At 40.9% G+C, this 24,521-nt stretch carries 21 protein-coding genes and 1 riboswitch; of the genes, 20 read left to right on the top strand and 1 reads right to left on the bottom strand.

Translation table 11 applies throughout. The annotated features are described in order from the left end of the window. Positions 1 to 28: 28 nt before the first annotated feature. A complete protein-coding gene (gene corA / locus UB51_RS15595) occupies positions 29 to 964 on the bottom strand; it encodes a magnesium/cobalt transporter CorA (protein WP_044878095.1) in 936 nt (311 codons plus the stop codon). Between the two features lie 470 nt (positions 965 to 1,434). Then, a riboswitch (SAM riboswitch) is annotated at positions 1,435 to 1,559 on the top strand. A 121-nt stretch (positions 1,560 to 1,680) separates the two neighbouring features. Here corA and metA point away from each other — a divergent pair. From metA to UB51_RS15495, 20 genes are all read left to right on the top strand, one after another. Continuing rightward, positions 1,681 to 2,616, top strand: coding sequence for a homoserine O-acetyltransferase MetA (metA, locus tag UB51_RS15590; protein WP_044878094.1), 936 nt, complete (start codon positions 1,681 to 1,683; stop codon positions 2,614 to 2,616). A gap of 25 nt (positions 2,617 to 2,641) precedes the next feature. Next, a complete protein-coding gene (locus UB51_RS15585) occupies positions 2,642 to 3,826 on the top strand; it encodes an aminotransferase class I/II-fold pyridoxal phosphate-dependent enzyme (protein WP_044878093.1) in 1,185 nt (394 codons plus the stop codon). Beyond that, positions 3,823 to 4,992 (top strand): trans-sulfuration enzyme family protein, encoded by a 1,170-nt coding sequence (locus UB51_RS15580; protein WP_044878092.1) that lies wholly within the window; start codon positions 3,823 to 3,825, stop codon positions 4,990 to 4,992. Before UB51_RS15585 ends, UB51_RS15580 begins: the two co-directional genes overlap by 4 nt. A gap of 201 nt (positions 4,993 to 5,193) precedes the next feature. Next, positions 5,194 to 6,330, top strand: a complete 1,137-nt coding sequence (gene mqnC / locus UB51_RS15575) for a cyclic dehypoxanthinyl futalosine synthase (protein ID WP_044878091.1) — start codon at positions 5,194 to 5,196, stop codon at positions 6,328 to 6,330. A 267-nt stretch (positions 6,331 to 6,597) separates the two neighbouring features. Further along, positions 6,598 to 7,503, top strand: coding sequence for a putative sporulation protein YtxC (gene ytxC / locus UB51_RS15570; RefSeq protein WP_044878090.1), 906 nt, complete (start codon positions 6,598 to 6,600; stop codon positions 7,501 to 7,503). Between the two features lie 369 nt (positions 7,504 to 7,872). Beyond that, entirely contained in the window at positions 7,873 to 9,810 is a 1,938-nt protein-coding gene (thrS, locus tag UB51_RS15565) for a threonine--tRNA ligase (protein ID WP_044878089.1), read from the top strand. A 237-nt stretch (positions 9,811 to 10,047) separates the two neighbouring features. Then, positions 10,048 to 10,719: a 3D domain-containing protein gene (locus tag UB51_RS29455; protein WP_324607714.1), complete on the top strand. Its 672-nt coding sequence runs from the start codon at positions 10,048 to 10,050 to the stop codon at positions 10,717 to 10,719. A gap of 132 nt (positions 10,720 to 10,851) precedes the next feature. Next, positions 10,852 to 11,037, top strand: a complete 186-nt coding sequence (locus tag UB51_RS15555) for a hypothetical protein (protein WP_044878088.1) — start codon at positions 10,852 to 10,854, stop codon at positions 11,035 to 11,037. Between the two features lie 223 nt (positions 11,038 to 11,260). Continuing rightward, a complete protein-coding gene (gene liaF, locus UB51_RS15550; protein ID WP_052675961.1) occupies positions 11,261 to 12,232 on the top strand; it encodes a cell wall-active antibiotics response protein LiaF in 972 nt (323 codons plus the stop codon). A 4-nt stretch (positions 12,233 to 12,236) separates the two neighbouring features. Beyond that, complete coding sequence (locus UB51_RS15545) at positions 12,237 to 13,295, top strand: sensor histidine kinase (protein ID WP_044878086.1); 1,059 nt, start codon at positions 12,237 to 12,239, stop codon at positions 13,293 to 13,295. After that, positions 13,296 to 13,946 carry a response regulator gene (locus tag UB51_RS15540; RefSeq protein ID WP_044878085.1) on the top strand — a complete coding sequence of 217 codons (651 nt, stop codon included), beginning with the start codon at positions 13,296 to 13,298 and terminating at the stop codon, positions 13,944 to 13,946. 146 nt (positions 13,947 to 14,092) lie between these two features. After that, complete coding sequence (locus UB51_RS15535) at positions 14,093 to 15,727, top strand: S1C family serine protease (protein ID WP_044878084.1); 1,635 nt, start codon at positions 14,093 to 14,095, stop codon at positions 15,725 to 15,727. Positions 15,728 to 15,869: 142 nt separating this feature from the next. Then, on the top strand, positions 15,870 to 16,559 hold the full coding sequence (locus UB51_RS15530; protein WP_044878083.1) for a response regulator transcription factor: 690 nt from the start codon (positions 15,870 to 15,872) through the stop codon (positions 16,557 to 16,559). 2 nt (positions 16,560 to 16,561) lie between these two features. Further along, on the top strand, positions 16,562 to 18,031 hold the full coding sequence (locus tag UB51_RS15525; protein WP_044878082.1) for a sensor histidine kinase: 1,470 nt from the start codon (positions 16,562 to 16,564) through the stop codon (positions 18,029 to 18,031). A gap of 46 nt (positions 18,032 to 18,077) precedes the next feature. Next, the gene (locus tag UB51_RS15520; protein ID WP_044878081.1) at positions 18,078 to 19,037 is read left to right on the top strand and encodes a 4-hydroxy-3-methylbut-2-enyl diphosphate reductase; all 960 of its coding nucleotides are present in this window, start codon (positions 18,078 to 18,080) and stop codon (positions 19,035 to 19,037) included. Positions 19,038 to 19,254: 217 nt separating this feature from the next. After that, positions 19,255 to 20,313: a 3-deoxy-7-phosphoheptulonate synthase gene (gene aroF, locus UB51_RS15515; RefSeq protein WP_044878080.1), complete on the top strand. Its 1,059-nt coding sequence runs from the start codon at positions 19,255 to 19,257 to the stop codon at positions 20,311 to 20,313. A gap of 257 nt (positions 20,314 to 20,570) precedes the next feature. Next, positions 20,571 to 21,995 (top strand): type I glutamate--ammonia ligase, encoded by a 1,425-nt coding sequence (gene glnA, locus UB51_RS15510; protein ID WP_044878079.1) that lies wholly within the window; start codon positions 20,571 to 20,573, stop codon positions 21,993 to 21,995. 286 nt (positions 21,996 to 22,281) lie between these two features. After that, entirely contained in the window at positions 22,282 to 23,370 is a 1,089-nt protein-coding gene (gene serC / locus UB51_RS15505) for a 3-phosphoserine/phosphohydroxythreonine transaminase (RefSeq protein WP_044878078.1), read from the top strand. A 163-nt stretch (positions 23,371 to 23,533) separates the two neighbouring features. Then, entirely contained in the window at positions 23,534 to 23,998 is a 465-nt protein-coding gene (gene trmL, locus UB51_RS15500) for a tRNA (uridine(34)/cytosine(34)/5-carboxymethylaminomethyluridine(34)-2'-O)-methyltransferase TrmL (protein ID WP_044878077.1), read from the top strand. 197 nt (positions 23,999 to 24,195) lie between these two features. Next, complete coding sequence (locus tag UB51_RS15495) at positions 24,196 to 24,447, top strand: AbrB/MazE/SpoVT family DNA-binding domain-containing protein (RefSeq protein ID WP_044878076.1); 252 nt, start codon at positions 24,196 to 24,198, stop codon at positions 24,445 to 24,447. Positions 24,448 to 24,521: the final 74 nt, after the last annotated feature.

The raw sequence follows: 24,521 nt of genomic DNA, 5'->3' as shown, positions 1-24,521 counted from the left end.
GCATTTCTTCGTCCATCTGTTGTACTATTTAGATCCAATCTTTTTTGCGGAACATATAGAACATCCCGAAACCTAAAGCCACCATAAAGCCAAGGACCACATAATAACCGTATTTCCATTCTAGCTCAGGCATATGGACGAAGTTCATACCAAAGATACCAGTGATAAGTGTTAGGGGCATGAATATGATGGTAATTGCTGTTAGAACTCTCATGATTTCGTTGGCACGATTGTCAATACTGGACTGATATGCTTCACGTAAGTTACCCATGAGATCGCGATACGTTTCAAAAGTTTCGGATATTTTTACTGTGTTTTCATAAATGTCACTAAAATATTTTTGCAACTGATCGTCGATTAGTCGGAGATCTTTCTTGTTAAGGATATTAATTACTTCTTTTTGTGGCACGAGTGATTTCTTCAGCCATAATATTTCACTTCGGAGCCCAATAATTTCAATCAGATGAGTTTTCTTGGTGCGCATCAGGATATCTTCTTCTAATTTCTCAATCTTGGCTTCAATTCGGTCACCAACGGAGAAATAGTTGTCTACAACTAAGTCGATGAGTAGATATAGGAATCGATCGGGTTCGCTAACTTCTTGTTCCCAAAGTATGGGTTTTAATGTGCGAAGTTCATTAATTTTCTGATTCGTGATCGTAATAATATAATGTCTACCCAAGAATACGCTAAGTGCGCGTAAGAATATTTCCTCATCATCGAATCGAATGCTATTGATGACTATGAAGTAATGGCTCTCATATATTTCAATTTTAGGACGTTGTTCATCTTCATGTAGGCAATCTTCTACTGCTAAGTCATGTAGTGAGAATAAGGGTTGTAGCTCTATGAGGTCTTGTGCGTCAGCATCAATCCAGTAGAATCCTTCTGTAGGTGGGGTTAATGTAAGTTCAATGTTGTCAATTGGGGTGAACACACCCTCATTTACCAAACGTATCTTCATCTAGTATCACTCCTTCATCCCCAAAGGTTGCGTGGGGAAGCGCCAATTACGCGCATACGAAAGAGAATGCTTTATCAGGGGGAGATTTTAAAGAGAAAGTATAAGCTACATACTCTTCACATGGAAATGAATATTGCCCACTACCGATAAGCTTATTCTCATTGTATGCGGTTGTACTGCAAGTTGAAACAGCTCAGGCCTGGGGTCGCCATCCATCTTCCATGTCACCTCTTTCATTACCGAGTTTCAATACTTGTATAGTATAACGCCGGGTCATCGACCTTACAAGAAGAATTATAATCATCTATTTCTAGTCTATAGACTATGCATCCGTAAGGCAAATGTGAGTGGGGAAAATGAAAATGAATTTCGGTTCTTGACGAAGCAGGATAGATGATTTAAAGTTAGTCATAATTACATGTTAAATGTAATTTAATTTATTAAATATTAAAATAAATGAATACAGCGAAATCTTATCAAGAGCAGGTGGAGGGACAGGCCCGATGAAACCCGGCAACCGGCGTTTAACGACGCACGGTGCTAATTCTTGCAGGAAATGATGCCCATGGTGGCTTCATTTGCTGAGAGATGAGAGAGGCGCATATATTAAGCAATTATGACCTTTCTCCTAAATTTGGATAAGGGTCATTTTTGTTTATAAATGGCTTTCCTCAGATATGGTTATCGCCAGCTTCAGCCAAAGGAGTGTAATCATAATGCCAATCAAGATTCCAGACGCTTTACCTGCTAAAGAAATTCTTATGGGGGAAAATATTTTTGTCATGGATGAGAGCCTTGCTTATCATCAAGACATACGCCCACTACGTATTGCTATTCTTAACTTAATGCCTACGAAAGAAACAACAGAAGCTCAAATTCTTCGTCTGCTTGGAAACTCACCCCTTCAAGTAGATATTGTGCTACTTCATCCGAGTTCCCATACGTCTAAGAATACTTCTAAGGAGTATTTGAGAACCTTCTACAAAACATTCGATGAAGTGAAATACAGTCGATTCGATGGTTTGATTATTACGGGGGCTCCTGTCGAGCAAATGGATTTCGAGGAAGTTAATTATTGGGGTGAGCTACAAGAAATATTTGAATGGAGTAAGACGCATGTTACTTCAACTCTCCACATTTGTTGGGCTTCTCAAGCTGGACTGTATCATCATTTCGGCGTTCCTAAGTGGGATATGGACGAGAAAATATTTGGCGTATTCTCACATACAGTGGCCTTGCCTAATGTGAAACTGTTGAGAGGATTTGATGAATTATTTCATGTTCCTCATTCCCGTCATACAGAGGTTCGCCGGGAGGATATCGAAGGGATCGATGAATTAGAGATTTTATCTGAGTCTGAAGAGGCTGGAATATATTTAGTAGCTACAAAGGATGGTAAACAAATCTTTGTTACCGGTCATGCTGAGTATGATCCTTTCACGTTGAAATGGGAGTATGAACGGGACATTGCGAAAGGCATGACTATGGCACTTCCACAACATTATTATCCTAACAATGATCCTAATCGTACTCCGCCTGCTGTATGGAGAGCGCATGCTAATTTATTATTCGCAAACTGGCTCAATTACTATGTATACCAAGAAACACCTTTTGATATAGGCGAGACTGCTGAAGTGTGGCCACAAATATAGTGACGGATAATAAGGGGGATATGGTATGGAGAAGAAATCATTACAAATTGAGAGTAGATTGGCGCAAATGGGTTCAATTGAAGAACCTGTGACAGGAGCTGTTAATTTTCCGATCTATCAAGCTACTGCATTCCGTCATCCTGGACTTGGGAAGAGCACAGGATTTGATTATTCTCGTACGAAGAATCCAACACGTAAAGTATTAGAAGATGCCGCTGCTGAACTAGAATCAGGGGATGCAGGGTTCGCATGTAGCTCAGGAATGGCTGCATTGCAGACCGTTTTTGCACTATTTGGACAGGGGGATCATTTGATTGTATCTCTGGACTTGTATGGAGGGACATACCGTCTATTAGAACGAATTCTTTCTAAATTCGGCGTAAGTGCTTCATATGTAGATACGAATGATCTAGATGCTCTGGAGACCGCCAGACGCCCTAATACGAAAGCTGTTTTTATAGAGACGCCGACGAATCCATTAATGATGATTACGGATATTGAAGCTGTCTGTACATGGGCACAACGACATAAGTTACTTACCATTGTGGATAACACGCTGATGACGCCGTTCTTTCAACGTCCAATTGAATTAGGAGCTGATATTATCGTTCACAGTGCTACCAAATATTTGGGTGGCCATAACGATGTCCTAGCCGGTCTAATTATTACTAAAGGACAAGAGTTATCTGAAGAAATGTTCTTCTTACACAATTCCATCGGGGCTGTTCTTGGTCCAACGGATGCATACCAATTAATGCGTGGAATGAAGACTTTAGCACTTCGGATGGAACGTCATGAAAGTAATGCCATCCAAATGGCTCAATATTTGCTCACTCACTCAGCTGTTGCTGAGGTGTTCCATCCTGTTCTACCTGATCATCCAGGTCACGATATTCAGAAAAAGCAATGTAGTGGGAACACAGGAATATTCTCATTCAAAGTGAAGGATGCCCGCTATGTAGAACCGCTATTAAGACATATTCGTCTGATTGCTTTTGCAGAAAGCTTAGGTGGCGTAGAATCCTTAATGACCTATCCAGCTGTGCAGACTCATGCAGACATTCCACTTGAGATTCGTGAAGCTATTGGCGTAGATGACCGTCTTCTTCGCTTTTCGGTTGGGATTGAGCACGTGGATGATTTGATTGCAGATCTTGGTGGGGCTCTTGATGCAGCTCGTCAAGAAATCGAAGGAGGAGAACAGCGATGAGTGAACCCAAAGATCCGTCCCGTAACGAGTTGAACTTTGCAACGAAATTACTCCATTTCGGGTCAGAATTTGATCGTACTACTGGAGCTTCGAGTGTACCGATATATCAGGCATCAACGTTTCATCATGAAGATATTTTTAACCCACCACAGCATGATTATAGTCGTTCAGGGAATCCAACGCGTCAAGCATTGGAAGATTATATTGCCTTGTTGGAAGGTGGGGAACGAGGATTCGCATACTCTTCCGGAATGGCGGCGATTTCTAGCACATTTATGATGTTCTCATCGGGAGACCACATGATCGTGACGGAAGACGTTTATGGGGGGACATACCGCTTATTAACGAGTATTTTAAGTAGACTCGGTATTGAGACTACCTTTGTTGATATGACAGATCTAGAGAACGTTAAGGCAGCGTTGAGACCTAATACAAAAGCGGTATATATGGAGACTCCTTCTAATCCTACCTTGAAAATTACGGATGTTGCTGCGGTTACGAATTGGGCTAAGGAGCATGAGCTCATTACTCTGCTAGATAATACGTTCATGACACCGCTATTTCAGCGTCCAATAGAGCAAGGTGTGGATATTGTGTTACATAGTGCTACCAAATTTCTTGGGGGTCACAGTGACGTTCTTGCAGGTTTAGCCGTAGCTCGCACAGCTTCGCTAGGAAATGAATTGAAGCAATTACAGAATGGACTAGGTACGGTTCTTGGACCTCAAGACTCTTGGCTACTTATTCGTGGAATGAAAACGTTAGAAGCGAGGATGAATCATAGTGAGATTAGTGCCATGAAGCTAGCAACTTGGCTAGATGAGCGTAGTGATATCGTGAACGTATACTATCCTGGTTTAACCAATCATCCAGGGCGTGAGAATCATGAGAAGCAGTCTACAGGTTATGGGGCAGTGGTCTCCTTCGACGTGGGCTCTGGTGAGCGGGCTAAACAAGTGTTAAACAGTGTTAAAATACCTTTAGTTGCAGTAAGTTTAGGTGCTGTTGAGAGTATATTGTCTTACCCAGCCATGATGTCTCATGCGGCTATGCCAATTGAAGTTCGAGCTGCACGTGGGATTACTGATGGATTACTTCGATTCTCGGTTGGACTTGAGCATATTGAGGATTTAATCCAGGATCTTGACCAAGCTTTACGAGGATAAGGAAGAAGGGCTGTCCAAAGTGGGTGTCTATACTGACACAGGACTTAAGATAGTCCCTTTTTTCTTTTCTTGAATTTTGGGAAGAGGTTTATTGTTTATGATTTAAGTTTTTCTATCCTACACAATATGTTAATATGGAAAAGTCACCATATGATATCATGTCTAAATATCTATAAATTTATTAAGGGAGGTTACCAGTCGATGAGTACGGTAGACCGTATCCTAGATAGAGTACTAAAAGGCGAACGCCTTGAACTGGAAGATAGTGTTAGATTGTTTGAAAGCGATGAGATTGAGAAGTTAGGGCACACAGCGGATATTCTCATGAAACGGAAACATCCGGATCCGATCACAACTTTTGTTATAGGTCGTAATGTGAACTATACCAATATATGTGATACATATTGCCGCTTTTGTGCATTTTATCGTAAGCCGGGTTCACCTGAAGGATATGTATTACCGGATGAAGTGATTTTTCAGAAAATCAAAGAAACCGAAGATGTTGGGGGTACAGAAATTCTAATGCAGGGTGGAACCAATCCAGATCTTCCATTCAGCTATTATACAGATCTTCTTAAGGCGATTAAGCAACGTTTCCCTAATGTTACGATGCATTCCTTCTCACCTGCCGAAATTACTAAGATGCAGGAAGTTTCAGGAGGTCTGTCGTTGGAAGAGGTCGTTCGTCTGCTTCATGAAGCTGGACTAGATTCTCTTCCTGGGGGCGGAGCTGAAATTCTGGATGATCGCATCCGTTCGAAGATTAGCCGTCTTAAGGGAACTTGGCGTGAGTGGATGGATATTATGCAAATTGCACACAGACAAGGCATGAATACAAGTGCAACGATGGTTATTGGATTCGGTGAGACGATGGAAGAACGAGCTTTGCACATGCTGCGAATTCGTCAAGCCCAAGATGAGTGTATTAGTAATAAGTATAACTCTAAAGGCTTTTTGGCATTCATTCCATTTACTTTCCAGCCCGATAATACGAATCTTGTCCGTGAACGTGAAACCCCTGAAGCCTACCTAAAGACTGTAGCAATGGGACGAATCATACTTGATAATGTGCCACACTTACAGTCTTCATGGGTAACGATGGGTCCTGAAATAGGTAAATTGTCTCTGAGCTATGGCTGTAACGATTTCGGTAGTACCATGATGGAAGAGAACGTGGTTTCTTCAGCGGGAGCTGTTCATAAAGTGAACATTGAATCCATTCTTACCTTGATCCGTGAAGCAGGTAAAATTCCAGCACAACGCAATACAAGATACGATATATTAAAAGTATTCGAAGAAGGCACTCATGCTGATCGTGATTTCGTGATGCAGAACTAATCTTTATATTTTAACCCCGCTTTCTTCATTGAGAGCGGGGATTTTTTACGTCATTTTTTGAAAAGAAATGAAACAGAAGGAATGTGAGTAAAGGGGATAAAGGTTATCTATGATCGGCTGACAGCGCTACAAATCCGATAACGAACCCTTCAAACGTAGCAAGAAGTACTACCTGAGAAATCTTAGCTTGTTTTCCATTAACCCCTTCCGTATATCCCTTGTTCAGAGACCATATACTTAACAAGGATAACGAAAGGAGTGATCTCCATGGAATGGTTCAGAATAACTGTTAAGACAGGTTCCTCACAAGAAGAGGATTCATTCTACCGTATCGTTACAAAGAAAAATAAGGAACTACATAAAAAATTCAGATCGTTGAAGTTGAGTCACGCTACCCAAGATGGAATATCAGTATGGAAATGCACGGGGAGTGAACAGAAAGTATCCATGGGAGATGAGAAATCCTCCTTATTTCATTCGGTGGCGGAAGCAGTCGCTGAAATCATATTAGAAATTAAGGAAAAACAAATAGTGGAGGGGCTTCTCGATAAAGAATTTGATTTCTCTGGTAAGGAGGAACTCGAACGCGTCGTAGAACATTGTTTATCGTTATTGGCCAAAGGGGAAGAATCACCCAATGATTCATGGAAACGTCGACATAAAAAGCTGATTAAGCCAATAGAAAAATGTCTGTTGGAGTATTCAACCTTTAATCTGGATGGATTTATTATGTTCAGACAAAGGGAATACGCCTCCGAACTAAGAGAAATTGTGGAATATGCGGTGGATGAATTCTTAGTCGATCGACAGTACGAGGAATTTGTAAGTTTACTGAAGTACTTTGTATATTTCCAAGAGCCACAGATTCCTGTAGTACATGTGATCCATAAGAGTGGGCAGGAGTTGTTATTGTTTGACGAAGTCATGAATCCACTAGAGAAAAAGCCAGAAGATGGCGTAATTGTGGAAAGATTAGATCAGAAGGATATGGAAATGGAAGATGTGGTTGTAAGCACACTCATTTCTGTTTGCCCTGCTAAAGTGATTATCCACACGCGCGAACCTCACATGCCAGCGATAAATACCATCATCCAAATTTTTGATAAAAGAGTTGAGATTTGTCGGTCTTGTCCAGAATGCCAAGCTTTCTTCAAAGAAAAAGAGAAGATATAACTTGACGATTCGTGAAGGCAGAATTATAATGATTGATGAATTCACCAAAAGCTATGACAAAGACATGAGCCATTTAGACAAGGACCGTTTAGAGAGAGGGAACAGAGGCTGAAATTCCCTTCGGTTACCAGCTATGGTTTACCCCTTTGTAGCTGCGATTATGAAACTCTGCCGAGAATATTGGTTGAACAGTAAGAATTGCCGGGTCATTCCGTTATATAATGCTGATGAAGGACTTGAATATACATAGCTTTAATGAGTGTATATCAACTGTTGAATTAGGGTGGAACCACGGGTATAACACTCGTCCCTTACTGGGATGAGTGTTTTTTTTGTTGTCTTTTTATAGAATATGAAGGAGGAATTGACGTGGCAGTTAATATCAAATTACCAGACGGTTCGGTTCGAGAGTATGCAGAGGGTAGTAGTATTGAAGATGTTGCAGCATCGATTAGTAGTGGGCTTAAGAAGAGTGCTGTAGCAGGTAAGTTAAATGGGCAAGTAGTGGACTTATCCACAACCCTAGAAGAGGGAGCGCTCATTGAAATCGTGACTTTGGATTCTGCCGAGGGCTTAGAGGTTATGCGTCACAGTACAGCACATTTGATGGCCCAAGCGGTGAAACGATTGTTTGGTAATAAGGAAGTTCATTTAGGTATTGGACCCGTTATTGAAGACGGATTCTATTATGATATGGATCTAGAGCATGCTCTTAACCCGGAGGACTTGCAGAAGATTGAGAAGGAAATGGAACGGATTATTAATGAGAACTTACCGATTACTCGTAAAGAGATCAGTCGTGAAGAGGCTCTACAAATATTCGGTGAACTTGGTGATCCATACAAGCTGGAGCTCATTAATAATTTGCCTGAAGATAGCATTATTTCGATGTATGAACAAGGTGAGTTTTTCGATTTATGCCGGGGACCTCACGTACCATCCACAAGCAAGATCAAGATTTTTAAACTTATGAATGTAGCTGGTGCCTACTGGCGCGGGGACAGTAAGAATAAAATGTTGCAACGGATTTACGGAACAGCTTTTGTTAAAAAAGCTCAGTTAGAGGAGCATTTGCACTTTCTAGAAGAAGCTAAGAAACGTGATCACCGTAAACTAGGTAAAGAATTAGAGATTTTTACTTTCTCACCACTTGTGGGTCAAGGGCTTCCTCTTTGGCTTCCAAAAGGGGCTAAGCTGCGCCGTACACTGGAACGTTATATTGTAGATTTGGAAGAAAGCTTAGGTTACGATCATGTATATACACCGGTTTTGGGTAATGTTGAGTTGTACAAGACTTCTGGTCACTGGGAGCACTATCAAGACGACATGTTCCCGAAAATGGTACTCGATAACGAGGAACTGGTACTCCGTCCTATGAACTGTCCGCATCACATGATGGTGTATAAGAGTGACATGCGTAGCTATCGTGATCTTCCGATCCGTATTGCAGAGCTTGGTATGCAACATCGTTATGAAATGTCTGGAGCGCTCACAGGATTACACCGTGTACGGGCAATGACACTGAATGATGCACATATATTCTGTAGACCAGATCAGATTAAAGAAGAGTTTAAGCGTGTTATTGAATTGATCTCTAAAGTATATGAAGACTTTGGTATTAAGGAATATCGCTTCCGCTTGTCTTATCGTGATCCAGAGGATACGGAGAAGTACTTCCCTAATGATGAGATGTGGGAGATGTCTCAGCGTATGCTGCGTGAAGTTGTCGAAGAAGTGGGTCTTCCATTCTTTGAAGCTGTAGGAGAAGCTGCTTTCTATGGTCCTAAGTTAGATGTACAAGTGAAGACTGCACTTGGTAAGGAAGAGACGTTATCAACTGGACAGCTTGATTTCTTGCTTCCTGAACGCTTTGAGCTAGAGTATATCGGTGATGATGGACAGAAGCATCGTCCTGTCGTAATCCATCGAGGTATTCTAGGAACAATGGAACGGATGACTGCGTTCTTGCTTGAGAACTTTGCGGGAGCCTTGCCGCTATGGTTGTCTCCAGTTCAGGTTAAGGTTATACCTGTATCAGGAGCTTTTGAAGGTTATGCCAACGAAGTGGTAGATAAGCTGAAGCTTGCGGGTATTTCTGTAGAAGCCGATCTTCGTAATGAAAAACTGGGTTATAAGATTCGTGAAGGACAGCTTGAGAAGGTCCCTTACATGTTCGTTATCGGTGAGAATGAGATGAATGATCAATCTGTATCGGTACGTAAGCGAGGCGAAGGTGATATCGGAGCTAAACCACTTTCTGAGATGATCGCCATTCTAAAAGAAGAAATTTCAAACCATATTGTTTAATTATCGTGCTTATTAAGAATCAATACTAAAACTAGTGCTTGAAAAAGTCGTGAAGGAAGACCGCTACGATGACGGATTATTGTTACGATCGCTGTTGCCCTCAGATTTCTTGATTGAATACCGCTTATAGCGGTAGAAATATTGGTTCTGGGCCTTTAATAATGTTTAATAAATCCTCTGTCATGTATATAAACCTGTAATTAAGGGTAACCTCCCTAGTAAGGGGGAGATTTACTTATGAATCAGGTAAAAACATGGCAGAGGATTTTGTTATGTGTTGGATTGCTAGGTATGCTTGCAGGGGAAAGTAAGTCACACGCATTTGCGATGATTAAAGGAGTTCATGAGGATTCATATATGCAGAAGATCAATAATGATTACTCATTTGCTAGCATATATACGAACGGTACGAAGAAGCCGATAGCAAAGCCAACACCTAAGAGACAATTACCATCCATAGCGGTGTCAGCTCCACGAGCAGAGCAAGTTATTGATGTCGTTAAAGTGTCAGCGACAGGGTACAGCCCCGGATATGAGTCTACTGGCAAAAGGCCAAGTCATCCTCAATATGGAATCACCTACTCAGGTGTAAAAGTGAAGCGCGACAAAAATACCGTATCCACGATTGCAGCCGATCCTAAAGTGTTTCCTCTAGGGAGTATTCTATATATCCCGGGATATGGATATGGCATTGTTGCAGATACAGGTTCTGCCATTAAGGGGAGAAAGATAGATCTGTATTTCAATTCCGTTAAGCAGGTCTATAAGGAGTGGGGCAAGAAAGATGTGGATGTGCTTATTATTAAGCGTGGAAATGGAAAATGTACGGAAAAAATGTTAGCAACACTAGGTGATGCTATTCAAAACTATAAATCGTTGCCAGCATTTGTACTGGAAGAAGCTATATAAAATGTAACATTCATAAATGTTTTGTCGCCTCCTGCATAATAAACTGGGAATTCCACATACTATGGACTGGGGTAACTTCATAAGCCCCATTTATGTATGTCAGTATATCCAGTTTAAGAGGAGGTGGATCTCATGGCTAACAATCAAAATCAAAACCAGAACCAAAGCAAGCAGAAAGTGCAAGAAAATTACAAAACTCCAGATGAAAAGTTCAATGCAGAGTTTGCTGAAGATAATGGTGCTGCAACTCCAAAAATCCAGAAACCAAACAAAGTGCAAGAAAACTACAAAACTCCGAATGAAAAATCTAATTCTTAAATAAAGTTTCACAGAGCTTGTTAGAAAGAGGGTATCTCCAAAGCCAAGTAATTGGTTAGGGGATACCCTCTTTCTTTATGTATAAAAGTTACATGAATTCAATGTAATAATTTAACATTTGTCTCAGCCTCTAGACCGAGAACATGATCATTCCTCCGCCGCTATTGTAAAGCATGAATCTGATGTACAATTTAGATAACGAAAAGGATAAGGGGATATGGTGATGAAAAGAGGATGGTTAGATCGCATATTTGGCGGAGTAGTTTTGATCGGTATCGGTACAATATTTTTGCTTCAACAGATGAATATAGTCAACATAAGTATTGGGAGCATTATCTCAACTTATTGGCCGCTTATTTTAGTATATATGGGATTCAAGAATCTTGTGACTTCACATGATGAAAAGGGTTCATTTCTTGGGGGATTTATCATGATTGCCGTGGGGGGATATTTCCAATCACGTGCATTAGGCTGGATTGGGGTATCACCGGGTGATTTTTTTAGGTCGCTAATTCCTGCTGTTTTAATCATATGTGGTGTTTATGTGATATTGAAACCACGTCGGGTAAAGCGTAGTAAACACATGGAGCATCCTATCAAGCCTGACGTCTTCCCACCGAATCCATCAGAGCTGCCTGAAACACCAACTGAATCGACACTCGATCAACAGTTTGAAGAGAAGTTCGGTATATCTTTTGCGGACGAGAAGAAGGAACAAGCACAAGAAGCTAAGGATCGCCATCGTCGTGAAAGCGAGGCAGAAGAGCATCGGCGTTATAGTCGTTATGAAGATACTAAGGGATTTGATTCCCGCGAGAAAGTGAATAAGTCTACTTTTATCGGAGATGTGCATATGGGTCGGGATTATTTCGAACTCAAACCAACGAATGTATCACAATTTATTGGGGATACAGTCATTGATCTTACAAATGCTCAAATTCCATATGGTAAGACAAAAATTAATATCTCTGCGTTTATCGGTGACATCAAAGTGTATGTACCTGATGATATGGATCTAGGAGTAAAGGTAAACTCTAGCTCTTTTATTGGAGATATGTCTGTTTTATCTGAATCGCGTAGCGGATTCATAAGCTCGATACAATCGTCCACCCCATATTTTAGAGAAGCACAGAAGAAAGTGATCATTAATGTGAGTGCATTTATTGGTGATATTAAAGTGACCAAGGTAGGATAAATAGATGGTGACTATATTTAAGAGTACAAAATGGGTACTGTTGTTCTATTTCTTACTAAGTGGCGTAGTCATGGCAGGGGTCATCTATATGGGCGACTACATGGGATACATTGAGATTAAGGATAATCGGATGTGGTTATATTACTCGCTTGGTATCGTTGTTTTCATAGTAGTGATTGGTTATATAGCGGGACAGCGAATTCAGCGAGGCATAGATTTGCTGGATCTTAATATGCTACAGGTAGCCAAAGGTAATTTGTCGGTTCGGATGCCGGTGGTGGAGGACCAATCTTTTGCTCGCGTATATCATGAGTTCAATATGATGATGGAAACCGTGGAGAAGAAAATGAAGTTACTTCAGCGATTAGGTGAGCAGGAAGTGATGGAGAAGGAAAAGGCATCAGAGAATGCTGTGCTAGAAGAACGGCGCCGTATGGCTCGTGATTTACATGATACGGTGAGTCAGCAACTTTTTGCGATTCATATGTCTGCTTCGGCATTACCTAAAGTGCTGGTTAAGAATGAAGAGCAAGGCAAAATGGTGTTAGAGCAATTAATTGAGATGTCACATATGGCCCAAAAGCAAATGCGCGCCCTGATCGCCCAGCTTCGTCCAGTCGAATTGGAAGGGAAAAGCCTGTCTCAAGCTATTGAGAAGTGGTTCCCTGATTATTGTCGTCAGAATGGGCTTAAGGGCGTGAATGAACTTGAGCTACAGGGGGATATGTCAGAGGCGATTGAGCATCAACTCTTTCTCATTATACAGGAAGCGATGGCGAACATTGTGAAGCATGCACATGCGGTATTGGTTAGTATGTCACTACGAGAGGGTACCCATCAGGTTGTGCTTAGCATTAGTGATGATGGACAGGGTTTTGATGGAAAATCACATAAGCAGGGATCTTATGGTTTATTAACGATGCGTGAACGAGCTGAGAAGCTTGGCGGGCAAGTGGAGATTATAAGTAAGAAGGGTGCAGGAACTACAATCCGCGTACATATTCCGAAGTTTAGCCAAAGTGATAGTAAACAAGATAACCAATCAAATGAGGTGGAGGAGTAGATGGAGAATAGGATTAAAGTGCTGATTGTGGATGATCATGACATGGTCCGAATGGGTCTCAAAACGTATTTAATGCTTGAGCCAACCTTTGAGGTGATTGGAGAAGCGAGCAACGGTCAGGAAGTGATCGAGATGCTACGGACTGGAATCCCTAAAGGCCCTCCAGATTTAATATTAATGGATATGATGATGCCGATCATGAATGGCGTGGAGACGACACGAGCAGTTCTAGCGGAGCATCCGAATATTAAGATCGTGATTTTAACTAGTTTTCTTGAAGATGATCTTGTGGTAGATGCTATTGATGCAGGTGCTGTGAGTTATGTGCTAAAAACAGTGTCAGCAGATGAATTGATTTATGCTTTAAAGAGTGCAAATAGAGGGATGCCAGTCATGACAGGTGATATCTCCCAAGCGTTAACACGTGGAATAAGGCAACGTATGGTACAGACCGATTCTTCAAGTCTAACGGAACGAGAGAAGGAAGTATTATTATTAATTGCTGAAGGGAAGAATAATAAGGATATTGCAGAGGAATTGCATATAAGTATCAAAACGGTTAAAACACACGTAAGTAACTTACTGATGAAATGTGAACTTGATGATCGAACTCAGCTTGCTATATTTGCCCATCGTAAAGGGTGGGCTTAGTACGATACATATTTAAATTATTTCATATGTTTTATCTACCTTTAAATTGTTTTTAATGTGCCATTAAGGTTTATAGTACATGATAAGAACAGTTAAATAATATCCCTCCTCCACAAAGCGAGGTTAGGGTATGGGAGGTATTATATATGGATGATCGTAATAACAATAACAGATCCGAACATTCGGACGAAGAGTTGGAACGGGAAATGAACAAACGCCAGGAATCTTCTGAATCGGGTTCTTCATATTATTATTCTTATGGGCCTTTTCAGTCCATTGGCAAAGACAATGGGACAAATAACGGAGCAGATTCATACCCGCGTAGGTACGATGACGATGTAGAAATTACTACACCACAGCCAGTGAGACCTCTGCCCATAGTGAATTCATTTCGAGCATCAAGTGGTGAGCAAGATGGAGAAATGAATAAAGGGGGCAATGGTATGGGAAATAACGGTTCCGGCGGTAATGGAAATTGGCAATATAGTAAACGTCCAAAGAGCTCATTCAAGAGCATCGCGATTTCTTTTCTAGCAGGTATGGTTGTCATTAGTGGTCTGATGTTTACAGCAGATTACACGAATATGTTTACTGGAAATGAGTTGTCATCATCGACTCCTCCAAGTCAGCAAGCTATGGCAGATGTAGCTCCTTCGACAGCTGTCAATACATCGCTTCCGCTATCGAAGCCAACCGATGTATCCACAGTAGTTCAAGAAGCGAGCCCTGCAGTTGTTAAGATTGCAACGTTAGTTAAATCTAGTAACAGAAGAGGACAACAGATAAATCCTAATTCTACTGATCCATTCTCTTATTTCTTCGGAGATCAATTTGGTAGTGGTGGGAGAGGAAATAGTGAAGATTCCTCTACACCGTCTGACAGTGGCACTGCGGATCAATTAGTCCCTCATGGTATAGGTTCTGGCTTTATCTACGATAAAGAGGGCTACATTCTAACGAATCAACATGTTATTGATGGAGCAGATGTGATCCAAGTGACACTTGAGAACAATAAAAAACCTTATGAAGCTAAGCTGTTAGGATCAAGTAAGGAACTGGATTTAGCTGTTCTGAAGATTGAAGGTACTGATTTCCCAATCGTTCCTTTGGGAGACTCTAATAGTGCTAAAGTGGGTGAGCCGGTTGTAGCTATTGGTAATCCACAAGGCTTTGATCATACGGTTACTGCGGGTGTACTAAGTGCAATGGAGCGTAGTATTGATATAAATGAAGAAGACGGTAGTGGAACTCGTAAATATGAACATTTACTTCAAACGGATGCATCGATTAATCCAGGTAACTCGGGTGGACCATTGCTGAACCTTAGTGGTCAAGTTATAGGGATTAATGTCGCTGTAAGCGCAGATGCACAAGGTATTGGATTTGCGATTCCTACAAGTGTGATTTCACAAGTTGTAGATAAGCTTGAGAGCAATCAAGAGATCCCTAAAACACCTGTACCCTTCATTGGTGCTACTTTAATGACAATGACAGATGAAGTTGCTAACCAAATGGGGTCAACGGTGAAAGAAGGTTCCTTCGTTTCTGATGTTATTTTTAAATCACCTGCCTACGTTGCAGATGTTCGTCCGTATGATATCATCGTAGGGATCAATGATACGAAGTATCCTACGAGTCAGGATCTCATCGAGTTCATTCAGACGAAAGAAGTGGGAGCGAAGATTACTCTAAATATTGTTCGGGATGGAAAAGAAATTGATCTTTCTGTTACTATTGGAAATAAAAATGATTTCGATACAACGACAACTAAAAAACAATAATAACAGGGTGATAGCTTGAATTTGTAATAGCAATAGCGGAAGGGTGTCTCTCCTTTCGCTATTGCTGTATCATATCTTAGAATAGAGATAGGAATAAACTTAACAATGTTTATAAATAGTTGTTATTAAAGGGGCTAGATTTATGCGTTCGACTATATTAATTATTGATGATGATGAGAAAATTATATCCATGCTTCGCAGAGGACTTGCTTTTGAGGGTTATGATGTTGTTACAGCAAGTAATGGGGCAGAGGGACTTAATATTATCCTTGAAGGAGAACCTGATCTCGTTGTACTGGATGTCATGATGCCGAAGGTAGATGGCTTTGAAGTGTGTCGTCGGATGCGAGAAGGGGGTAGCAAGTTACCCATACTGATGCTTACAGCGAAGGACGAAGTGGAGCATAGAGTGAAGGGATTAGATCTCGGAGCGGATGATTATTTGGTTAAGCCATTTGCGCTAGAGGAAATGTTAGCCCGTGTAAGAGCCTTGCTAAGACGCAAGCCTGAACAGAATGAAGCTGGAGACAATAAGTTGACCTACGCAGATATCATTCTAGATATGGATGCAAGAGAAGTGTTGCGTTCAGGGGAAAGAGTAGAACTGACAGCTAAGGAATTTGAACTTCTGAATTTGTTCATGCAGAATCCGAAGCGTGTGTTATCTCGAGATTTAATTATGGATAAAATATGGGGATATGACTATAGTGGTGAATCGAACGTACTTGAAGTATATATCGCCATGCTTCGTCAGAAGATGGAGGAGAATGGAAGGACTCGGCTTATTCAAACGATCCGGGGAGCTGGATACATTCTAAGAGGTGACAACTAAGTATGTCCATACGACTGCGGTTGACCGCTTGGTATACAGGAATTCTAGCCGTTACGCTTATTGTATTTGGCTTCTTTATTTATGGCGTAATATACTATAATTCGTATTCTGAAGTTGAGAAAAGAATTAATCAGCAAATTAAAAAAACTAAGCCAACAACGATTTTAAGTTTAAATGATGGGACCTATGATTTCTTGTTTAAATCTCCAATTGATTTTCAGGATTCTCTAACATTTATTCAAGTATATAACTATACCAATGGTGACATTATATCGAATGATATTTTAAAGCGGGTGGGTATGCAATTACCTATTCCTATGGCAAAAGGCGAAGAGCTAAAAGGTGAATTGAGTCATATCCAGATTGACGGTTATCCCTTTATGTTATACCAACAGGCAATTATCGCGCTGGAAGGACCTATGAAGGGACAAATGGTTGGACTTCTTCAAGTAGCATCATTTACTGGACCTGAAAAGGCTCTGCTTACTCGACTACAGAATATATTGTTTCTTGGTTCTATGATTATGATTATTTTTGCAACAACTTTAGGGTTGTTTCTTGCTCGCAAATCTATGCGACCGATCGGCAAAGTGATAGAAGCGGCCAATCAGATTCAGAAGGGTGCCGATCTTAGCGTTCGTATCGAGTATGAGGGTCCAGAAGACGAAATTGGCCAGTTGATTGGAACTGTCAACAATATGCTGGAACGAATGGATGGATTCTACAAAGAATTAGAAGACTCTTATGCAGCTCAGAGACGTTTTGTATCGGACGCTTCACACGAATTGAGAACACCGCTTACTACGATTCGTGGCAATGTGGATCTGTTGCAGAGAATGTGGAGTAAGGAACCCGAAGATCGTTCTAATCTAGATGAAGAGGCATTAAAGCAAATGTCAATTGAAGCGGTTGGGGATATAGCGGATGAAGCCAAACGAATGAGTCGGCTTGTGAGTGATATGCTCTCACTAGCAAGGGCAGATACAGGGCATACCTTTGATAAGGAGCCTATACCACTCGAGGTTTTGGTTGAAGAAGTAGCGCGTCGCGCTCAATTTTTACCCCATGCTGTTGAATGGATAACCGGTGATTTATCTACCCTGAATGGTTTGTATGTCTATGGAAATAAGGATTACTTACAGCAAATGTTGTTCATTTTTATTGAGAATGCATTCAAATATACGCCTGAAGGTCATGTGCTTTTAGATGCGTTCCGTTATCAGGATCAAGTCGGAATTCGTGTATCTGATACAGGGATTGGGATGGATAAGAATGATGTGCCGCTCATATTCGAACGGTTCTATCGTGCAGATCAATCCAGAGGTGTCACGGAAGGAATAGGATTAGGTTTATCTATCGCTAAATGGATTATAGATGAGATGGGTGGATCAGTGGAAGTCGTTACACGCCTTGGTGAAGGAACGACATTCATCATCTGGTTACCAACGATCTTTCATGCTCCCCTTGAATAGGCTATAATAGTAGGGAAAGCAAGTTAAAGAAAAGAGGGTGAGACTTGTGGAGGTTCTTAAAATTTCTCCTCGGGGATACTGTTATGGAGTCGTAGATGCGATGGTGTTAGCACGCCAAGCGGCTCAGAATTTAGATCTTCCTCGGCCTATATATATACTGGGTATGATCGTGCATAATGCTCATGTAACCAATTCGTTTGAAGATGATGGCATTATTACGTTGGATGGTTCTAATCGGTTGGATATTCTGGACCAAGTAGACAAAGGAACCATTATCTTTACCGCTCATGGCGTATCACCAGAGGTACGTAAGATTGCTCGTGACAAAGGATTAACGACTGTAGATGCAACTTGTCCTGATGTGACGAAGACGCATGTCCTTATAGAAGAAAAGGTTAGTGACGGGTACGAGGTTATTTATATTGGTAAGAAGGATCATCCGGAACCAGAGGGTGCCCTTGGTGTTGCTCCTGGGCATGTTCATCTCATTGAGAAGGAAGAGGAAATCCATGATCTTGTTCTTAATACAACACGAATCGTGATTACCAATCAGACGACGATGAGCCAATGGGATATTAAGCATATCATGAAGCAATTGTTAGTAAAATTCCCTACAGCAGAAGTTCATAATGAAATCTGTCTGGCTACTCAAGTTAGACAAGAAGCGGTAGCTGAACAAGCAGGACAGGCGCAATTAGTCATCGTTGTCGGAGATCCTCGGAGTAATAACTCCAACCGACTTGCGCAAGTGTCAGAAGAAATAGCTAACGTCAAGGCTTACCGTGTAGGTGATGTAACCGAAATAGATCAGGCTTGGCTACAAGGGATCAGCAGAGTCGCCGTAACCTCAGGCGCATCTACTCCAACACCTATTACGAAGGAAGTCATTGCGTATCTTGAGCAGTATGATGCAGCGAATCCAGATACATGGGAGATTAAGCGGACTGTGAATATGAAGAAGCTTCTTCCATCCGTGAAGGTGAAAAGTAGTACTTCTACATCATAATTACAATACTATTCATAGAAATGAGAAGGCAGACTTAGATTGATAATACGAGTCTGTCTTTTCTTTGTTATAGTATGCTCATGGAGGAATGGGGCTTGACGGAGAATGGCCTTATGCGTTATATTTACTTTAGTGATTAAAAGCATAAAAGCGAACAAGCGTTTAAGTGAAGAAGTAATTCTATTATATAACTCACATTCGAAAGGACGGAATAAAAATGATCGTAATTATGTCTAATGCTACATCAGATGAGCAAGTTCAAGAAATTGTGAAGGTCATTGAACAGGAAGGGTTACAAGTACATGTATCTAGAGGTGCGGATCGTACTGTTGTTGGTTTAATTGGTTCAGTAACACCAAAGCTTGCAGAGCATCTTCGTCAAATGAACGGTGTGGATAATGTGGTTAAGATTTCTAAATCTTATAAATTGGCTAGCCGTGATTTCCATCCGGAGAACACCGTTATTAACATAAAGGATGTAAAGATTGGTGGAGAGGAAATCGTCATTATGGGCGGTCCTTGTGCTGTAGAATCGGCTGAGCAGATTGATGAAATAGCGCGATTAGTTAAGGCAGCTGGAGGACAAGTTCTTCGTGGTGGGGCATTCAAGCCACGCACGGGGCCATATAGTTTCCAAGGTGTAGGTGTCGAAGGTTTAATTATGATGGCAGAAGCAGGGAAGAAACATGGTTTATTAACGATTACTGAGGTCATGACACCGGAATATGTTGATGTCTGTGCTGAATATGCTGACATTTTGCAAATTGGAACTCGGAATATGCAAAACTTTGATTTGCTTCGGAAGCTCGGAACATGCGGTAGACCCGTGCTACTAAAGAGAGGTTTCAGTGCGACTTATGATGAATTACTGAATGCAGCGGAGTATATTCTTGCTGGCGGGAACCCTGATGTTATGCTTTGCGAACGAGGCATTCGTACATTTGAATCATACACTCGTAACACACTAGACTTAGCCGCTATTCCAGTTCTACAACAACTGAGTCATTTACCTGTGATTTCCGATCCAAGCCATGGTACGGGACGCAGAGAGCTGGTAGAACCTATGGCTAAGGCATCCGTAGCTGCTGGTGCAGATGGTATGATTATTGAAATGCACACAGATCCAGACAATTCGATGACAGGTGATGGTGTGCAATCACTGTTCCCGGATCAGTTTGCAGCACTATTGAAAGACATTGAGAAATTAGCTCCTATCATGGGTAGAACATTTAATACTGAGAAGGCAGCTGCTGAAGTATTCGCAGGTAGAAGTTAATTTTCCGCAGAACTAATAACTGAAATAATCATTACATGAGCCCACCTCTGAAAAATCAGGGATTGTGGGTTCTTTGTGATGAATAAGGGCAGATCTCTATTGAAATGTAAGAATAGCTAACATGAACAAAAAAAATACCTTACATACATATTGACGCTGAAAAATGTGCGTTTTATAATGACGACAGAAAACAAACGTTCATGAACATTTGAATTGGTAATACTAGTTAATGTTCGGAAATTGGGAGGAAAAAAGACATGTCAGTTGAAAATGTATTGAAAAGTATCCAGAATAACAACATTGAATGGGTTGATTTTCGTTTTGTAGATTTAGCAGGACGTGCTCACCACATTAGTTTACCATCTTCCGAAGTTGATGAAGAAACGTTTGTTAACGGAGTAGCATTTGACGGTTCTTCTATTGCTGGCTTTCGTGGTATTGAAGAATCAGATATGGTTATGATGCCAGATCCAGAATCAACATTCATTGATGCTTTTACTGCGCACCCTACGTTAAATATTATGTGTAATATTCATACACCGGATGGTGAAGCCTATGAGCGTGACCCACGTGGTATTGCCGCTAAGGCAGAAGAATTTCTACAAAAAAGTGGTGTAGGAACTACAGCATTCTTTGCCCCAGAATCCGAATTCTTTATTTTTGACGATGTACGTTATGAAAGTGGTATGAACAGTTCTTCTTTCTTTGTAGATTCCGAAGAAGCGGCTTGGAACACGAATCGTAAGGAAGAAGGAGGTAACCTTGGTTTCAAGGTTGGCGTTAAGGGAGGATACGTACCGGTTGCTCCTATAGACAAACAACAAGATATTCGTAGTGAAATGTGTCGTTTGCTTGAAGAATCAGGACTACGTATTGAGCGCCATCACCATGAAGTAGCAACTGCGGGTCAAGCAGAGATTAATTTCCGTTTCGATACATTGAAGAAGACAGCTGATAATCTTCTCAAATATAAATATATTGTACACAACACGGCACGCCAATATGGTAAAGTAGCAACCTTTATGCCAAAACCTATTTTTGGTGATAACGGAAGCGGAATGCACGTTCACCAATCCATCTTTAATGGCGACACGCCACTTTTCTATGAAAAAGGTGGATATGCTAACATGAGTGAGATGGCGTTACATTATATTGGGGGTATTCTATATCATGCTCCTGCATTGATTGCGTTGACTAATCCATCTACGAACTCATTCAAACGTTTAGTTCCTGGTTATGAAGCTCCTGTAAATCTGGTGTACTCCAAAGGTAACCGTTCTGCAGCGATTCGTATCCCAGTGGCTGCTGTAACACCTAAAGGTTGTCGTGTTGAATTCCGTACACCTGACTCTACTGCAAATCCTTATCTAGCATTCTCAGCTATGCTGATGGCTGGTCTAGATGGTATCAAGAGAAAGATTGATCCCGTTGAGCTTGGGTATGGTCCTATGGATACTAACATCTATGAACTATCTGAAGATGAGAAATCTAAGATCCGCAGTGTTCCAGCTACTTTGGATGAAGCATTAGATTCATTGGAAGCAGATTTCGAATTCCTTACTGAGGGTGACGTGTTCACTAAATCTTTCATCGACAACTTCATTTCTCTGAAGCGTGCTGAAGCTAAATCAGTAGCGATTCGTGTTCATCCACATGAATATGGTCTTTACTTCGATTGTTAAGAATCATATTGGAGTCATAATGTTATTGAATAAATCCTTCGGGTTATGCCCGAGGGATTTTATTTAAATATAATAAGGTACAAGTTTCAACGATACGTTTCTTCTTGGTTAGTTATTCTTTTCGTACGGTGTCGCTTTAGTTCGATAAACAAAACGTAGCAGGCCTATAAATAAATTAAATGTATCGTTATATGTAAGTTTGTGCAGATCGTACTTGATGGCCTACAGTATTACTGCTATCATAGCGATATCATATTTCGAGAATAAGAGAGAGTGGGGAATATACGTGACTAAGAGAGCTTATAATTTTAATGCTGGACCAGCCGCATTGCCATTGGAAGTACTGGAACGTGCACAAGCTGAATTTGTGGATTTCCACAACACAGGCATGTCTATTATGGAAATGTCCCACCGTGGTAAAGTCTACGAAGAGGTGCACAACGAAGCGATTACTCGACTACTTTCTTTACTTGGAAATCCGAAAGGTTACAAAGTTCTGTTCCTGCAAGGTGGAGCAAGCACACAATTCGCAATGATTCCGATGAATTTCTTGAGCGAAGGTAAAGTGGCTACTTATGTACATTCAGGTAGCTGGGCTGACAAAGCCATAAAAGAAGCTAAGTTAATAGGTGAGACTGCTGTATTGGCTACTTCAGCAGCTGACAAGTTTATGACTATTCCTGATTTCAGTCAAGTTGTTGTGCCTGAGAACGCAGCTTATGTACACGTTACTTCTAATGAGACTATTGAGGGAACTCAGTACCAGACGTATCCAGATACAGGGAATATACCCCTAATTGTTGATATGTCTAGTGACATTCTGAGTCGTAAACTTGATATTACTCAGTTCGATCTTATTTATGCAGGGGCGCAAAAGAACTTAGGTCCTTCAGGAGTGACGGTCGTTATTGCTAAGGAAGAATTGATCAATGATTCACCTAAGGGTATACCGTCAATGCTACGTTATGATACTCATCTTTCAAATAATTCTCTTTACAATACACCGCCTTCCTTCTCTGTATATCTGGTTAATGAAGTTCTTAAATGGGTAGAAGAGCAAGGTGGACTTGAAGGTATAGAAGCGAACAATAGGAAGAAAGCTAGTCTAATCTATGATACAATAGATAACAGTGATGGCTTTTACCGAGGACCCGTTGATCCAGCTAGTCGTTCTATCATGAATATTACGTTCCGACTGCCTTCCGAAGAATTAGAGAACAAGTTCATTAAGGAATCGGAGCAGGAGGGTTTTATAGGTCTTAAGGGACATCGGAGTGTAGGTGGTTTGCGTGCTTCAATCTACAATGCCGTTCCTTATGACAATTGTAAGGCTCTGGCTGATTTCATGGTACGCTTCCACAAGGACAATGGGTAACAGGTAACAAGGTGATGAATTTTTAATTCGAGTTTTCAACCTTCCGCCATAAGGCGGAAGGTTTTTTTGAAGCGATTATATCCTTCTGATTTCAGGGATGCTTTGTAATCGTTCCGTGTTCATGTTTCAAATATGTTGGAAAAGATAGGTGGATGAGGACATCATGGCTTTACATATTGTGCTAGTTGAACCCGAAATACCAGCTAATACTGGTAATATTGCTAGAACTTGTGCCGCAACAGGTGCACATCTGCATCTGGTGCATCCCTTAGGATTTCGAACAGATGATGCTACTTTGAAGAGAGCTGGACTAGATTATTGGCATGCAGTTCATGTTGAATACCATGATTCTTTTGCAGAGGTTCAAGAAAAGTATGCAGGAAGTCGTTTTTTCTACGCTACAACTAAGGTTGATCAGAAGTTCACTGATTTCAGCTTTCAGGATGAGGACTTCTTCGTATTTGGTAAAGAGACTAAAGGACTACCCCCAGAGTTGCTTGCGGCGAATCCAGATACTTGCATGACTTTACCTATGTCAAATAAGGTTCGCTCCTTGAATCTTTCTAATTCTGCTGCTATTATCATCTATGAAGCATTGCGTCAGTTAGATTTTCCAGGCATGGAGTAAGAGCACGGTCGAGGATTTTTAGCTTATGAGGTATGTGTATAATAAAAAAATAGTTAGATAGCAGGATTCGACATCCTTATATCGAACTATTAATAAAGACTCATTTTTTTTGAGAAAGTATGATTCCTGTACTAGGAACTACTTTCTAATTTGTTAAGATTCATATAATAGTTAATAGGAGAGGTGTTACTTCCGTTATGAAACCTGCTGGTGTAGTTCGTAAGGTGGATCAGCTGGGAAGAATTGTCTTACCCAAATCACTGAGAAAAAGATATCAGATGAATGAAGGGGACCCAGTTGAAATTTTGGTGCAAGGAGAACATATTATTTTGGAGCGTTACCGTCCAAAATGTGTTTTTTGTGGTTCAATAGAAGAAGTAAGTGATTTCAAAGATCGTTATATCTGTGCCCCATGTCTGTCTGAAATGACACAATTGCTACAAGCATAGTCACATGGAAAGTTGCATCGCGAATATTCGCGATGCTTTTTTTATAAAGTGTAACCCGAACCAATCATAACAAG

Origin of the sequence: Paenibacillus sp. IHBB 10380, from assembly GCF_000949425.1 — a bacterium.
Taxonomy (GTDB): domain Bacteria; phylum Bacillota; class Bacilli; order Paenibacillales; family Paenibacillaceae; genus Paenibacillus_AQ.
The sequence above is the reverse complement of the archived record's forward strand: the minus strand, read 5'-3'. Positions and strand labels throughout refer to the sequence as shown.